Source organism: Acidovorax sp. GW101-3H11 (genome assembly GCF_001633105.1).
GTDB lineage: Bacteria > Pseudomonadota > Gammaproteobacteria > Burkholderiales > Burkholderiaceae_C > Acidovorax.
Window position 1 is genome coordinate 15,872 of the sequence record NZ_LUKZ01000002.1, and the last position, 13,393, is coordinate 29,264.

The 13,393-nt window shown below is 66.3% G+C and carries 12 protein-coding genes and 4 tRNA genes; 9 read left to right on the forward strand and 7 right to left on the reverse strand.

The annotated features are described in order from the left end of the window. Positions 1–351: 351 nt before the first annotated feature. Genes A1D30_RS02255 through A1D30_RS02265 form a run of 3 tightly spaced genes read right to left on the reverse strand, consistent with a single transcriptional unit; the run spans position 352 to position 2,486 of the window. The gene (locus A1D30_RS02255) at positions 352–903 is read right to left on the reverse strand and encodes a TPM domain-containing protein (protein ID WP_109790877.1); all 552 of its coding nucleotides are present in this window, start codon (positions 901–903) and stop codon (positions 352–354) included. Continuing rightward, positions 903–1,832, reverse strand: a complete 930-nt coding sequence (locus tag A1D30_RS02260) for a TPM domain-containing protein (protein ID WP_063459201.1) — start codon at positions 1,830–1,832, stop codon at positions 903–905. Before A1D30_RS02260 ends, A1D30_RS02255 begins: the two co-directional genes overlap by 1 nt. Positions 1,833–1,877: 45 nt before the next feature. Beyond that, a complete protein-coding gene (locus A1D30_RS02265; RefSeq protein WP_063459402.1) occupies positions 1,878–2,486 on the reverse strand; it encodes a LemA family protein in 609 nt (202 codons plus the stop codon). Positions 2,487–2,785: 299 nt separating this feature from the next. Between A1D30_RS02265 and A1D30_RS02270 the strand changes: the two genes are divergently transcribed. The 3 genes from A1D30_RS02270 to A1D30_RS02280 all read left to right on the forward strand — a co-directional run bounded on the left by A1D30_RS02270 (position 2,786) and on the right by A1D30_RS02280 (position 4,861). Continuing rightward, a complete protein-coding gene (locus tag A1D30_RS02270; RefSeq protein ID WP_063459202.1) occupies positions 2,786–3,235 on the forward strand; it encodes a nuclear transport factor 2 family protein in 450 nt (149 codons plus the stop codon). A 68-nt stretch (positions 3,236–3,303) separates the two neighbouring features. Beyond that, entirely contained in the window at positions 3,304–4,317 is a 1,014-nt protein-coding gene (locus A1D30_RS02275; RefSeq protein ID WP_063459203.1) for an alpha/beta fold hydrolase, read from the forward strand. Continuing rightward, positions 4,310–4,861, forward strand: coding sequence for a DUF2946 family protein (locus A1D30_RS02280; RefSeq protein WP_063459204.1), 552 nt, complete (start codon positions 4,310–4,312; stop codon positions 4,859–4,861). The genes A1D30_RS02275 and A1D30_RS02280 overlap by 8 nt, the downstream gene beginning before the upstream one ends. A gap of 212 nt (positions 4,862–5,073) precedes the next feature. Here the strand turns inward: A1D30_RS02280 and A1D30_RS02285 are convergent, their stop codons facing one another. From A1D30_RS02285 to A1D30_RS02300, 4 genes are all read right to left on the reverse strand, one after another. Continuing rightward, entirely contained in the window at positions 5,074–5,622 is a 549-nt protein-coding gene (locus tag A1D30_RS02285) for a c-type cytochrome (protein ID WP_063459205.1), read from the reverse strand. Between the two features lie 161 nt (positions 5,623–5,783). Then, positions 5,784–7,199, reverse strand: coding sequence for an efflux transporter outer membrane subunit (locus A1D30_RS02290; RefSeq protein ID WP_063459206.1), 1,416 nt, complete (start codon positions 7,197–7,199; stop codon positions 5,784–5,786). Continuing rightward, positions 7,192–10,347, reverse strand: coding sequence for an efflux RND transporter permease subunit (locus tag A1D30_RS02295; RefSeq protein ID WP_063459207.1), 3,156 nt, complete (start codon positions 10,345–10,347; stop codon positions 7,192–7,194). Before A1D30_RS02295 ends, A1D30_RS02290 begins: the two co-directional genes overlap by 8 nt. A 13-nt stretch (positions 10,348–10,360) precedes the next feature. After that, positions 10,361–11,617 (reverse strand): efflux RND transporter periplasmic adaptor subunit, encoded by a 1,257-nt coding sequence (locus tag A1D30_RS02300; RefSeq protein ID WP_063459208.1) that lies wholly within the window; start codon positions 11,615–11,617, stop codon positions 10,361–10,363. A gap of 195 nt (positions 11,618–11,812) precedes the next feature. On the opposite strand from A1D30_RS02300, the gene A1D30_RS02305 reads away from it, so the two are divergent. The 6 genes from A1D30_RS02305 to A1D30_RS24550 all read left to right on the forward strand — a co-directional run. Further along, a complete protein-coding gene (locus tag A1D30_RS02305) occupies positions 11,813–12,472 on the forward strand; it encodes a TetR family transcriptional regulator (protein WP_063459209.1) in 660 nt (219 codons plus the stop codon). 117 nt (positions 12,473–12,589) lie between these two features. Next, positions 12,590–12,665 (forward strand) — tRNA-Arg (locus tag A1D30_RS02310). A gap of 103 nt (positions 12,666–12,768) precedes the next feature. Continuing rightward, positions 12,769–12,854 (forward strand) — tRNA-Tyr (locus A1D30_RS02315). A gap of 75 nt (positions 12,855–12,929) precedes the next feature. Continuing rightward, positions 12,930–13,003, forward strand: a tRNA-Gly gene (locus A1D30_RS02320). 62 nt (positions 13,004–13,065) lie between these two features. Next, a tRNA-Thr gene (locus A1D30_RS02325) sits at positions 13,066–13,140 on the forward strand. Between the two features lie 74 nt (positions 13,141–13,214). Further along, positions 13,215–13,393: GTP-binding protein (locus A1D30_RS24550; RefSeq protein ID WP_242421769.1), on the forward strand; the 179-nt coding region annotated here is incomplete at its 3' end.

Below are 13,393 nucleotides of genomic sequence, written 5' to 3' on the forward strand. Positions count from 1 at the left end.
CGTCTCAAAAAAGCCGGGTCAAAAACCAATCCTGAACCGGGTTCGGTGAGTCGCCTTGCGGGTTCGGCTCATCGATGGGTTGAACTGTACGCCGATGGTGTTCAGGGAAAAACCACTTAGTCGCGAACTGACTGTTCTAGTATTGGAAACAATCGCGACTAACTGCAGGCGAGCGCAGGTTGGCGATGTGCCTCGGCGCCGGAAATCCCTGGGTGGGTAAGGAGAAACCCAGGGGCAAATTCAGAACGCCAGGACAGCAAACCGTGAATAGGCGGGACTGGGTCTAGTGGTGCGCAATGCCCCCGACAGATGGCGCAATCGGCCGAAGGGTTGGCCGGTGGGCACGAGGTGCTAAGCCCCTGACGGCCCCACTGGTGCATCCGAAAGTTCGTTGTCCTGCTCAGCGCCGCCCGTGCGGGGGAAATGCCGGGCCAGGCGCTGCGAGACGGCATCAATGGCCTGGATCAGGCCTTCTTCGTACTGCAATTGCTGGAAGCGGGTGGACATCTGCTGCACCAGCCCTTGCCATTCCTGCGCTGGAACATGCCGTGCCAGACCCCGGTCGGCCACGATCTCGATGGCATGTTCGGGCATCAGCAGGTAAATCAGCACGCCGTTGTTGTGCTCGGTGTCCCACACCCGGTATTTGCTGAACAGCATGATGGCGCGTTCGCGCGGGCTGGCCTGGCGGCGCAGGTAGCTCCAGGGCAGGCTGCCCTCGGCCACGACCCGGATCTGGCCTGTGTGCTGCTGTTCGCTGGCGCTGACCTGTGCGCCCACGCGGCGCAAGGCTTGTGGCGACAGGGCGCGGCGGGAGGCGGCTTCGGTCCAGCGGTGCTGCAGCAGGCGCCGCAGGGCGCGCAGTGTGCCCAAAAAAGGTTTGCTGCCGTTGCTGCTGTCCATCACCAGTCTCCCGAGGCGCCGCCGCCGCCAAAGTCGCCACCACCGCCGGAGCTGAATCCGCCGCTGTCGCTGCTGCTACTGCTGCTGTAGCCGCCACCACTGCCGCCGTGCCCCCAGCTCCCGGACGTCCCGCCGCCCTGGCCCAGCGCCACCGGTGCGCTGCTGCCCCCGAAGATCCAGGTGTAGAGCAGCGCAATCACGCCCGCCCCGATGGACAGCAACAGGCTGGCGGTGAACACAAACGCCAGCACGCCCACACCACCCCCCACCAGCAGCCCACCTAGCGCACTGCCAAAAATGCTGCGCGCCAGCGGGCCGGCCACCATCACGCCAAAGAACAGGAAGATGGCGAAATCGGTCCAGTCAAAAAAACTGTGGTCGTTGATGCCCTGGGGGGTGTGCCCGGCTTCGGGTGGCGGTGGCAGGGCTTCTGCGCCGATGCGCGCGGCGAGTTGTGTGGCCGCTGCGCTCAGGCCGCCTGCGTAGTCGTTCTGCTGAAAGCGCGGCTTCATTGCGCTGTCGATGATGCGTGCTGCGGCGATGTCGGGGATGGCCCCTTCCAGCGCTTTGGCCACCTCGATGCGCATCTTGCGGTCGTTCTTGGCCACCAGCACCAGCACGCCGTCGCCCACGTCCCGGCGGCCGATCTTCCAGTGGTTGCCCACGCGGTTGGCATAGGCGGCGATGTCTTCGGGCGCCGTGCTGCCCACCATCAGCACCACCACCTGCGCGCCCCGGGTCTGCTCCAGCGCGGCCAGCTGGGATTCGAGGGCCTGCGTGTCTGCCGTGCTCAGGGTGCCCGTCTGGTCGATGACGTGGCCGCTGAGGGGCGGGATGGGTTGCAGCGTGCCCTGGGCCCATGCGCAAAAGGGTGTGATTGCTATAAATAGTATAGCTACCAGCGCCCGTCCAATGCGCGCAAGAGGCATATTTTCTTCAGATTTCTGCTGTGGGCAGGGGCGCAGCCAGGGGCATCAGGGCTTGGCTTTGGAGGCGCCAAAGTCCACGGTGGGGGGCACGCTGATCTGCGCCTCGTTGGCCACGGTGAAGCTGGGCTTGGGGGTGTAGCTGAACGCCATGGCCGTGAGGTTGGTGGGGAAGCTGCGCGCCAGCACGTTGTACTCCTGCACCGTCTGGATGTAGCGGTTGCGGGCCACGGTGATGCGGTTCTCGGTGCCCTCCAGCGTCACGCGCAGGTCGCGGAAGCCCTGGTTGGCCTGCAGGGTGGGGTAGCGCTCGGACACCACCATCAGCCGCGACAGCGCGCCCGACAGCTCGCCCTGGGCCTGCTGGAACTTGTTGAATGCCTCGGGGTTGTTCAGGGTTTCGGGCGTGACCTGGATGGCTGTGGCCTTGGCGCGGGCCTCGACCACGCGGGTCAGCGTCTCCTGTTCAAAATTCGCCTCGCCCTTCACGGTGGCGACGATGTTGGGCACCAGGTCGGCGCGCCGCTGGTACTGGTTGAGCACCTCGCTCCAGGCGGCCTTGGTCTGTTCGTCCAGCCGCTGGAAGTCGTTGTAGCCGCAGCCACCCAGGGCCAGCGTGGCCAGCAGCAAGGTGCCAAGGGCCAGGAAACGTCGCATCGTCATCATCATGGGTGCCTGCCAAAAAAGGAGAATGGGCCGAATGTGCCAGAAACCCGGCGGCGCGGGGAGGCCGGACGCCGCAACGCAGCCGACTCGCCCGGCAGGGCCGCCGTGCGATTCCCATGCGATTACCGGGAGATCGTGAACCGACGCCAAGGCCGTGGCCCAGCAAAGCCCTTGGTCATCGTGGCGTTCGCGGCCCGCCGTCGGCGGGCTGAACGCACAATAGCCGCCTGGCGTGTTGTGCCTTTGTGGCCTCGTCTGCCGACTCACCCCCACCACCACCCGGAACGACCATGCCCCGCGCCCGCTCCAAAGCCGCCACCCTGGGTGGCTCGTCGGATGACACCGAATCTGCGTTCTACGAAGCCCTGCAGCGTGGTGACATCGACCTGCTGATGTCGTGCTGGGCCGATGAGGACGACATCGTCTGCGTGCACCCCGGCGGGCCGCGCCTGCTGGGCGCGGGCGCGATCCGTGCGGCGTTCGAGTCCATGTTCGCGAACGGCACGGTGCGCGCGCGGCCGGTGCAGGTGCACCGGGTGGTGGCGCTGTCGAGCGCGGTGCACAGCGTGGCCGAACAGGTGGAGGTGATGCTGCCCGATGGCCTGCACCAGGCGGTGGTGCTGGCCACCAACGTCTACCACAAGACCCCGGAAGGCTGGCGCATGGTGGCCCACCACGCCAGCCCCGGAGTGGCGCCCGACGCGCAGGTCGTGGCGGCCCAGCGGCCCGTGCTGCACTGAGCGCAGCAAAGCGGAGAAATTTTGAGCTTTTTTGCGCCCTTGCGCGCGATGGTATTGCCTTGATTGCTATGAAATATGTAGCGCCTCGATGGCTGCCCGGCGGGCAGCTGCAGACGATCTGGCCCGCGCTGTATGCGCGCCGCGTGCTGGGCCCCCGGCCTAAGTACCGCCGTGAGCGCTGGGACACGCCCGACGGCGATTTTGTGGACGTGGACTTCCTGCAGGACGGCATCGACGCCCGCGTGCCACGCCCGCTGCTGGTGGTGTTCCATGGCCTGGAGGGCTCCTCGCGCAGCCACTACAGCGAGGCCTTTGCCGACCTGGCGCGCCAGCGCGGCTGGGCCTGTGCGCTGCCGCATTTCCGGGGCTGCAGCGGCGAGATCAACCGCGCGCCGCGCGCCTACCACTCGGGCGACCATGCCGAGATCGGCTGGATGCTGCAGCGGCTGCGCGCCGCCCACACCGGGCCGCTGATGGCGGCCGGGGTGTCGCTGGGCGGCAATGCGCTGCTGCGCTGGGCCGCCGAAGTGGGCACGGACGCCGCGCGCAGCGCCGACGCCGTGGCCGCCGTGTGCTCGCCCATCGATCTGGCGGCCGGTGGGCACGCGATCGGGCGCGGCTTCAACCGGCAGGTCTACACCCGCATGTTCATGCGCACCCTGGTGCCCAAGGCGCTGCAGAAGCTGGCGCAGCACCCGGGGTTGTTCGACCGCCAGGCGCTGCTGGCCGCGCGCGACCTGTACGCCTTTGACAACGTGTTCACCGCCCCGGTGCATGGCTACCGCAACACCGAGGACTACTGGCTGCGCGCCTCGGCCAAACCGCTGCTGCACCAGATCCGCATCCCTGCACTGGTGGTCAACGCCCGCAACGACCCGTTTGTGCCCGCCGCGAGCCTGCCCGGGGCGCACGAGGTGGGCCGCTGCGTCACGCTCTGGCAACCGGCGCACGGCGGGCATGTGGGCTTCCCGCGCGGGCGCCCGCCCGGCCATGTGCGTGCCATGCCCGAGGCCGTGGGCGGCTGGCTGGCCGAGCAGGCCGGGGCAGGGGTCCACCCGGGAGGACAATCGGCCCATGGATGACATCGTCAAACAGGCCCTGGCCAAATGGCCCAACGTGCCGGACTGCTATGGCTGGCTGGGGCTGGACACGCGCGGCCGCTGGTACCTGCGCGACGATGCCACGCAGGCGGCGGGGCCCTTTCCGCAGAGCAAGGGGCAGTTGCTGGAGCACGACAAGCTCATCGCCTTCATCGCCCGCAACTACGAGGCCGATGCCGAGGGGCAGTGGTTCTTCCAGAACGGCCCCCAGCGCGTGTACGTGGAGCTGGAGGCCACGCCCTGGATCTGGCGCGTTCAGCCCGACCTGACGCTGCTGTCCCACACGGGCCAGGCGGCAGAAGGGGGCGATGCCCTGGTGGACGCGCAGGGGCGGCTGTACCTGGCCACGGCCCTGGGCGTGGGCCTGGTGCACAGCATGGATGTGGCCCTGGCCGCCGAGGCGGTGGAGTCTGGCCGCTGGCCGCTGCAGGAGGTGCAAGCCAGCGACCTCCCGGCCCGGTACCGCTATGTGCCCAGCCCGCAGGCGCGGATTGCGGGGCGGCAGGCGGCGGGCGAGGGGCTGTGAACGCCGGGGTGGGGCCGTGGGCCGCGACCACAAAAAAGCCGACGCATGCGTCGGCTTTTTGATGGGTGAGGGCGCCAGTCGCCACAACCTGTGGGGCCCCGCAAACCGCCGCTCGGTGAATAGCTGGCAGTCGGCCGGGAGCTGCACAACTCCCGGTGGGGCTGCTCACCACCGCGCCGGTGGCTGAGCGGGGAGCGGAAGGGGCGGCTGAATCAGCGCGAAGCGGCGGGAGCGGCCGCTGCGGCGGCATCACCACCGGCGGCCGCAGGGGCGGCGGGTTCGTCGAACTTGCCACCGCTGGCGTTGGCCATGTAGGCCACGGCGCGCGCAATTTCGGTGTCGTTGAAGTCGCCACCACCTTGGGGGGCCATCGCGCCCTTGCCCTTCAGAGCGGACTGGACCAGGGTTTCGAAGCCGGTCTTGATGCGGGCCGACCAGGCTGCAGCGTCACCCACCTTGGGGGCACCAGCGGCGCCCGACGTGTGGCAGGCCGTGCACTGGGCCTTGAAGACTTCTTCGCCACCCTTGAGGGGGCGGTTGGCATCACGCACTTCTACCATGCCCACCTTCTGGATGCGCTCGGCAATGGCCTTCTCGGGGTTGACGGCGCCAGCGGCAGGCTTGTCGGCGGACGTCACGTAAATGACCAAGCCGATGATGGCAAAGATCGGGATCACGAACGAGAAAAAACTCGCCAGCAGCAGCTGCTTGGGAGTCTTGATGGGGCCGGTGTGCGCTTCTTCGTGGTGGTTGTCGCTCATGACGTCCTCTGGTTATCGGGGGGCTTTGATGAAATCAACCTTAAATTATATCTACGCCCCCGGGAACTTCGGCTGTGCGCCCGGCCCGAGGGGGCCGGTGTCGCCCGCGTACAACCCGTCACACATGGCTTGGGCGGGACGCGGGGCCCTGCCTCAGCGCATCAGGAGCTGGGCTGCGTGGGCGCCGGGGCACCGCCGCCCAGGGCCTTGTACAGCGCCACCTGGTTTTGCAGCTGCGCCAGCCGCACCTGCACCACGGCCTGCTGGGCCGTGAACAAGGAGCGCTGGGCGTCCAGCAGGTCCAGATAGCTGGACACCCCATTGCGGTAGCGCAGGTCGGCCAGCTGCAGGCGCGCACTTTCGGCCTCGGCCTGCCGCTGCTGGGCCAGGGCCTGCTCGCCCAGCGTGGCCTGCCCCGCGAGGGCGTCCGAGACTTCGCGGAACGCGGTCTGGATGGCTTTTTCGTACTGCGCCACGGCAATGCTGCGGCTGGCCTGTGCACTTTCCAGGTTGGCCTGGTTGCGGCCCGCATCAAAGATCGGCAGCAGCAGCGATGGCGCAATCGTGAAGCCCCAGGAGCCGTTCTTGAACAGCCCCGACAGCTCGCCGCTGGCCGTGCCCGCCTGGGCCGTCAGCGAGATGCGTGGGAAAAACGCGGCGCGGGCAGCGCCAATGTTGGCGTTGGCGCCCACCAGTTGCTGCTCGGCCTGGCGGATGTCGGGCCTGCGGGTGAGTAGTTCCGATGGCAGGCCTGCAGGCAGCGAGGCCATGGCCGGGGCGTTGGCCAGGCGGCTGCCCGCCAGGCTGGCAGCGATTTCGCCGGGCAGGGCCTGGCCCAGCAACAAGGCCAGGGCGTTTTCGTCGAGTGCGCGCTGGCGCTGTTGCTGCGCCAGCGTGGCGCGGGCGGCCTGAGTGAGGGATTCGGCCTGGCGGAAGTCCAGCTCGGACGCCACACCGGCATCCAGGCGCATCTTGGTCAGCCGCACCGATTCTTCGCGCGAGGCGAGGGTTTGGCGGGACAGGTCCAGCAGCTCTTCATCGGCCAGCAGGGTCAGCCAGCCGTTGGCGACGGCGGCCACCAGGCTCACCTGCGCGGCGTTGCGGCCTTCTTCGGTGGCGAGGTACTGGGCCAGGGCCTGTTCCTTGAGGCTCGCGAGGCGGCCGAAGAAGTCGATCTCCCAGGCCGAGATGGCCAGCCCGACGCTGAACGAATTGGTCAGGTCGCCGCTGCCCGAGGCGGGCGCACGGCTGGCGTTGGCGGCCAGGCCCACGCCCGGGTACTGGTCGGCGCGGCGCACCTGGTAGGTGGCTCGCGCCTGCTCGACATTGAGCATGGCCACACGCAGGTCGCGGTTGTTGGCCAGCGCTGCCTCGATCAGCTGCTTCAGCCGGGGATCGGCAAAGTAGTCCTGCCAGGGCGCCGTGGCGGACGTGCCCTGGGCGGTGGGTGCCATTGCATAGGTGGTGGGCACCGGGGCGGCCGGGCGCTCGTAGGTGGGGATGAACGAGCAGCCTGCGAGCAGCAGCGCAGCCGCTGCCGCCGTGAGCGCGAGAGGGGTGCTGCGGGGATCAATCATGGGTTCCAACTCCTGCTTCTTCTGCGTGGCGGCGATTCATTTCTGCCTGGCGTGCACTGCCCTTGAACAGGCTGCGCACCACCACGAAGAACACGGGCACAAAAAACACGGCCAGTAGCGTACCGGTGACCATGCCACCCAGCACGCCGGTGCCGATGGCGCGCTGGCTGGCAGAGCCTGCGCCTGAGGCAATGGCCAGCGGCAGCACGCCCAGCCCGAAGGCCATGGAGGTCATGATGATGGGGCGGAACCGCAGGTGGGCGGCTGCCAGCGCCGACTCGATCACGCCCTTGCCCTGGGCCTGCAGGTCCTTGGCAAATTCGATGATCAGAATGGCGTTCTTCGCCGACAGGCCGATGATGGTGATCAGGCCCACCTGGAAGTACACGTCGTTGGCATAGCCCCGCATCAGCGTGGCCAGCAGCACACCCAGCACGCCCAGGGGCACGACCAGGATCACCGCCAGCGGGATCGACCAGCTTTCATACAGCGCGGCCAGGCACAGGAACACGGCCAGGATGGCAAAGCTGTAGAGGATCAGCGACTGGGCTCCCGCGAGCTTTTCTTCGCGCGATTGGCCCGTCCACTCAAAGCCGAAGCCTGCGGGCAGCTGCCCTGCGAGTTTTTCCATTTCGGCCATGGCGGCGCCGGTGCTGAACCCGGGCGCGGGTGCGCCTGAGATTCGCATGGCCGGATAGCCGTTGTAGCGCACCGTCTGCTGCGCGCCGTTCACCCAGCGGGTGGTGGCAAATGCCGACAGCGGCACGGGCTTGCCCTGGCTGTTGGCGGCATTGATCTTGAGCAGATCGTCCGGCTGCATGCGGGCAGGCGCATCGGCCTGCACCACCACCCGTTGCAGGCGGCCCTGGTTGGGGAAGTCGTTCACGTAGCTGGAGCCCAGCGCGGTGGACAGCGCCGAGTTGATCGCGTCAAACGGCACGCCCAGGGCGTTGGCCTTGTCGCGGTCGATGTCGATCTGCAGCTGGGGCGCATCTTCCAGGCCGTCCGGGCGCACCTGTGCGAGCACCTTGCTTTGCGAGGCCATGCCCAGCAGCTGGTTGCGCGCCTGCACCAGGGCAGCGTGTCCGGCGCCGCCCCGGTCCTGCAGGCGGAAGGTGAAGCCGCTGGCGTTGCCCAGTTCAGGGATGGGTGGCGGGCTCAGCGGGAAGATGAATGCATCACGGATGCCCATCAGCCCGCCAAAGGCACGGTTGGCCACGTCCTGCGCTGATTGGCCGGGGCCGTGGCGCTCGCTCCAGTCCTTGAGGGTCACGAACGCCAGCGCGGCATTCTGGCCCTGGCCCGAGAAGCTGAAGCCCAGCACGCCTACCATGCTTTGCACTTCGGGCTGCTTGAGGATGAAGCCTTCAACCTGCTCCATCACGGCCAGCGTGCGCTCCTGGGTGGCGCCGGGTGGCAGTTGCACGTTGACGATGATGTTGCCCTGGTCTTCGCTCGGCAGGAACGAAGTGGGCAGGCGCATGTAGACCACGGCCACGGCGCCCACGATGGCGGCGTAGATGACCAGGTAGCGTGCGGCGCGCTTGAGCATGCGGGCCACAAACCCTTCATAGCCCTTGGCGGTGCGCGAAAAGCCCCGGTTGAACCAGCCGAAGAAACCGGTCTTCTCGTGGTGGTGGCCCGCTTCCACGGGCTTGAGCAGTGTGGCGCACAGTGCAGGCGTGAGCGACAGCGCCATGAAGGCCGAGAAGCCGATGGAAGCCACCATCACCGCCGAGAACTGGCGGTAGATGTTGCCGGTGGAACCTGCAAAGAATGCCAGGGGCACAAACACCGAGATCAGCACCACGGTCACGCCGATGATGGCGCCCGAGATCTGGCGCATGGCCTTGCGCGTGGCCTCCAGCGGCGACAGGCCTTCCTCGCTCATGATGCGCTCGACGTTCTCCACCACCACGATGGCGTCGTCCACCACGATGCCGATCACCAGCACCATGCCGAACATCGTCAGCACGTTGATCGAAAACCCGAGCGCCATCAGCGTGGCGAACGTACCCAGCAGGGCAATGGGCACCACGATGGTGGGGATGATGGTGTAGCGCCAGTTCTGCAGGAACAGGAACATCACCAGGAACACCAGGGCCACGGCTTCGAACAGGGTCTGCGCAACCTGCTTGATGGAGATGTCCACAAAGCGCGAGCTGTCGTAGGGAATGCTCCAGCCCATGCCTTCGGGGAAGTAGCGCGAGAGTTCATCCATCTTGGTGCGCACGGCCTTGGCGGCTTCCAGGGCATTGCCGCTGGGCGACAGCTGGACGCCAATGCCCACGGCGGGCTTGCCGTTCAGGCGCGCAGCCGTGGCATAGGCCTGGCCACCCAGCTCCACGCGCGCCACATCCTTGATGCGCACGGTGGAGCCATCGGTGTTGGCGCGCAGCACGATGTTGCCGAACTGCTCCACGCTGCTGAGCTGGCCGTTGACCACCACGGTGGCGGCAATGCCCTGGCCTGCGACGTTGGGCAGGTCGCCAATCGTGCCGCTGGCCACCTGCGCGTTCTGGGCGCGGATGGCAGCGGTGATCTCGGCGGCCGAGAGGTTGAAGCTCACCATCTTGGCTGGGTCGATCCAGATGCGCATGGCGCGCTCGGTACCAAACAGCTGGGCCTGGCCAATGCCCTGCAGCCGCTGCAGCTCGGGCACGATGTTGCGCGAGGCGTAGTCGCCCAGAGCCACGGTGTCGGTCGCCGGGTTGGTGGACGACAGCATGGTGAACAGCAGGAAGTTGGAGCGCGATTTGTCCACGCGCACGCCCTGCTGGGTCACAGCCGAAGGCAGGCGGGGGGTGGCGCGCGACAGGCGGTTCTGCACGTCCACCTGCGCCAGGTCGGCATTGGTGCCGGGCTGGAAGCTCAGGGTGATGCTGCCCGAGCCGTCAGCCTGGGCCACCGACTCCATGTAGATCAGGCCGGGCGAGCCGTTCATTTCGCGTTCGATGACGGACAGCACGCTGTCCTCCAGCGTCTGCGCCGAGGCACCGGGGTAGGCGGTATTGATGACGATGGCGGGCGGGGCCACCGGCGGGTACTGGGCGATGGGCAGCTGCGTGATCGCCACACCGCCCATCACCATGATGAACAGGGCGATCACCCATGCAAAGATGGGGCGGTCGATAAAAAACTTGGCCATGCTGGGGTGCCCCTTATGGCTTGGCGGCGGAAGCCGGTGCGGAGGCCGCGGGTGCTGCGGCCGCGCCAGGTGCTTGCCATGGGACGGGTTTTACCGGCGTGCCGGGCGGCAGCATCTGCAGCTTCTGGAAGCCATCGACCATCACCTTTTCGCCCGCCTTGAGGCCGTCGAGAACGACCCAGCGGTTGTTCTGCGCGGCGCTGATCTTGACGGTGCGCGCGGCCACCTTGCCGTCGTCGCCCACTACGCTGACCGTATCGCCTTGTTGCGTGCGTGTGACCGCCTGCTGGGGCAGGGTGATGGCGTTGCTGGCTTGCGCCTGCTCGATGCGCACCCGCAGGTACAGGCCGGGCAGCAGCTCGCCCTTGGGGTTGGGCACTTCGGCGCGCAGTGTGACCTGGCCGGTGGTGGCATCGACCGACAGGTCGGTGAACAGCAGCTTGCCGGACTGGGCGTACTCCGTTCCATCCCCGAGCACCAGCTTGACGCTGGCAGCTTCGGTGTTGCCCGCGCGTTTGAACTGGCCGCTTTCCATCGCGCGGCGCAGCTGGAAGACATCGCTGGCCGATTGGGTGAAGTTCACATACACGGGGTCAATTTGCTGCACCACGGCGAGCGCGGTGGCTTCGCCCTGCCCGACCAGGGCGCCTTCGGTCACCAGCGCCCGGCCAATGCGGCCCGCAATGGGCGAGGTCACGTTGGCATAGCCCAGGTTGATGTCGGCGGCGCGCACCGCTGCCTTGGCGGCTGCCACGTCGGCCTGTGCCTGCTTTTCGGCAGCTTCGGCGTTCACGAAATCTTGCTTGCTGATGGCGTTGGCGCTCACCAGCGGGCGATAGCGTTCGACCTGGGCGCTGGCCTGGGCGAGGTTGGCCTGGGCCTTGGCGAGGCTGGCGCGGGCGCTTTCTGCTGCTGCGGCGTAGGGCGCTGGGTCAATGCGGAACAGGGGCTGGCCTGCCTTGACGTCACTGCCTTCCTTGAACAGCCGCTGCTGCAGGATGCCGGCCGCGCGGGCTCGGACCTGTGCCACGCGCGAGGCCTCGACGCGGCCGGGCAGCTCGGTCACCAGCCCGACATCCCCGGGCGTTGCGGTGACCACGCCGACTTCCACGGGAGGCATTTGGGGCCCACCCGCCGCCGCTTTGCCATCGGTTTTGCCGCAGGCAACCAGGAGCACAACAACGGCACTGGCCGCCACAAAGGTGAGTGTTTTTCGGCTGTAGGCCGAGGAAAGGGGCGGGATGACGGATGCGTCACGCAGTTTGGGCATGAGAGTCCTTTTGATCGGCGTCAAGAAATGGGGTTGTAGGGGATGGGTTGCCTGCCACAGGCGGCCCAAAACAAGAGCCCGACAAAACAAGTGTGCAATTATACATACAAACATGAATGTATAATTGTGGCGAGCGGATGTCGGGGTGCGATGCCGTTGGTGGAGTGGAGTGCCTGAAAGAGGAGACACATATTTATGGCGCGTCGAACCAAAGAAGATGCGATTGCCACGCGCAACAGCCTGATTGATGCGGCTGAGAGGGTTTTTTGCGAAAAAGGGGTGGCGCGGGCCTCGCTGAGCGACATTGCCCAGGCTGCAGGCGCGACCCGGGGGGCCATTTACTGGCACTTCAAGGACAAGGTGGATCTCTTCGGCGCCATGATGGACCGGGTGACGCTGCCGCTGGAGCAGGGGTTTGGGGCGCTGGAGGAGAGCACTTGTCCGGATCCTGTGGAGCGGCTGCGTGCGGTGCTGGCGCTGGTGCTGCATGGGGTGGCGTCGGACGAGCGAACCCGCAGGGTGTTTGAGATTGCGCTCTACAAGGTCGAATACGTGGGGGAGCTGATTGGTGTGCGTGATCGGCACATCGCGGCCTCAGACGGATTCACCAACCAGCTGGCGCGCGACTTCGAGTTGGCCGCCCGGGCGCAGTGTGTGGTTTTGCCGATGACGCCCGTGGAGGCTGCGGTGGGGTTGCATGCCTTGTTCGATGGCTTGATCCGCAACTGGATACTGGGTGGCGGGGCGTTTGATCTGGAGCGGGTGGGGCGGGTGGGGACCGATGCGTTCCTGGTGGGGTTGGGCTTGACCTTGCCAGTTGCTGCAGAGCTTGCGGGGGCCGGTGTGGCTGTGTAGTGGTTGGGGTGTGGCTGGCTCGGGTTGTTCTGGCAGCTGTGGTGTTGTGCCGTGGCGGGTTGTTTCCAATTGAGGTCGGCTGCGTGCGATAATTCAAGGCTGTACCGGTTCAGTCCAGCGGCTGTAGCTCAGTGGATAGAGTATTGGCCTCCGAAGCCAAGGGTCGTGGGTTCGATCCCCGCCAGCCGCACCAGTGATGTTTGCCGTTGTGTGCCCTGCTGTTTGTGGGGCGAATCTGCAAATTCTTGGAATTTTTCTGGACTGCAAAAAACTGGTGCTATAATTCGAAATTCTCCGGAGGGGTGCCCGAGTGGCTAAAGGGGGCAGACTGTAAATCTGTTGGCTTACGCCTACACTGGTTCGAATCCAGTCCCCTCCACCAGTGAGTAGTAGTGTTGAGAGTGATGCTTGATCCCGCCTTGGTGTGGTGTTGGGTGCGCAAAGGTCGTTGGCCGATGCGGGAGTAGTTCAATGGTAGAACCCTAGCCTTCCAAGCTAATGACGCGGGTTCGATTCCCGTCTCCCGCTCCACTGCTAGTTCGTGCTGGTTTGTTGAGATAGAAATTTTGAGGTCGTGCAAGCGGCATCAAGTTGCCCATGTGGCTCAGTGGTAGAGCACTCCCTTGGTAAGGGAGAGGTCGCGGGTCCGATTCCCGCCATGGGCACCACTTTCAGGTGCGTCCGGATCTGGTTGCGCCGAGATCCTGTTGTGTTGATATAGATTTTTTTCGGAGTCGGAAAAATGGCAAAAGGAAAATTCGAGCGTACCAAGCCCCACGTCAACGTGGGCACGATCGGCCACGTGGACCATGGCAAGACGACCCTGACGGCAGCCATCGCTACCGTGCTGTCGGCCAAGTTCGGCGGCGAAGCCAAGGCCTACGACCAGATCGACGCAGCGCCCGAAGAAAAGGCAAAGGC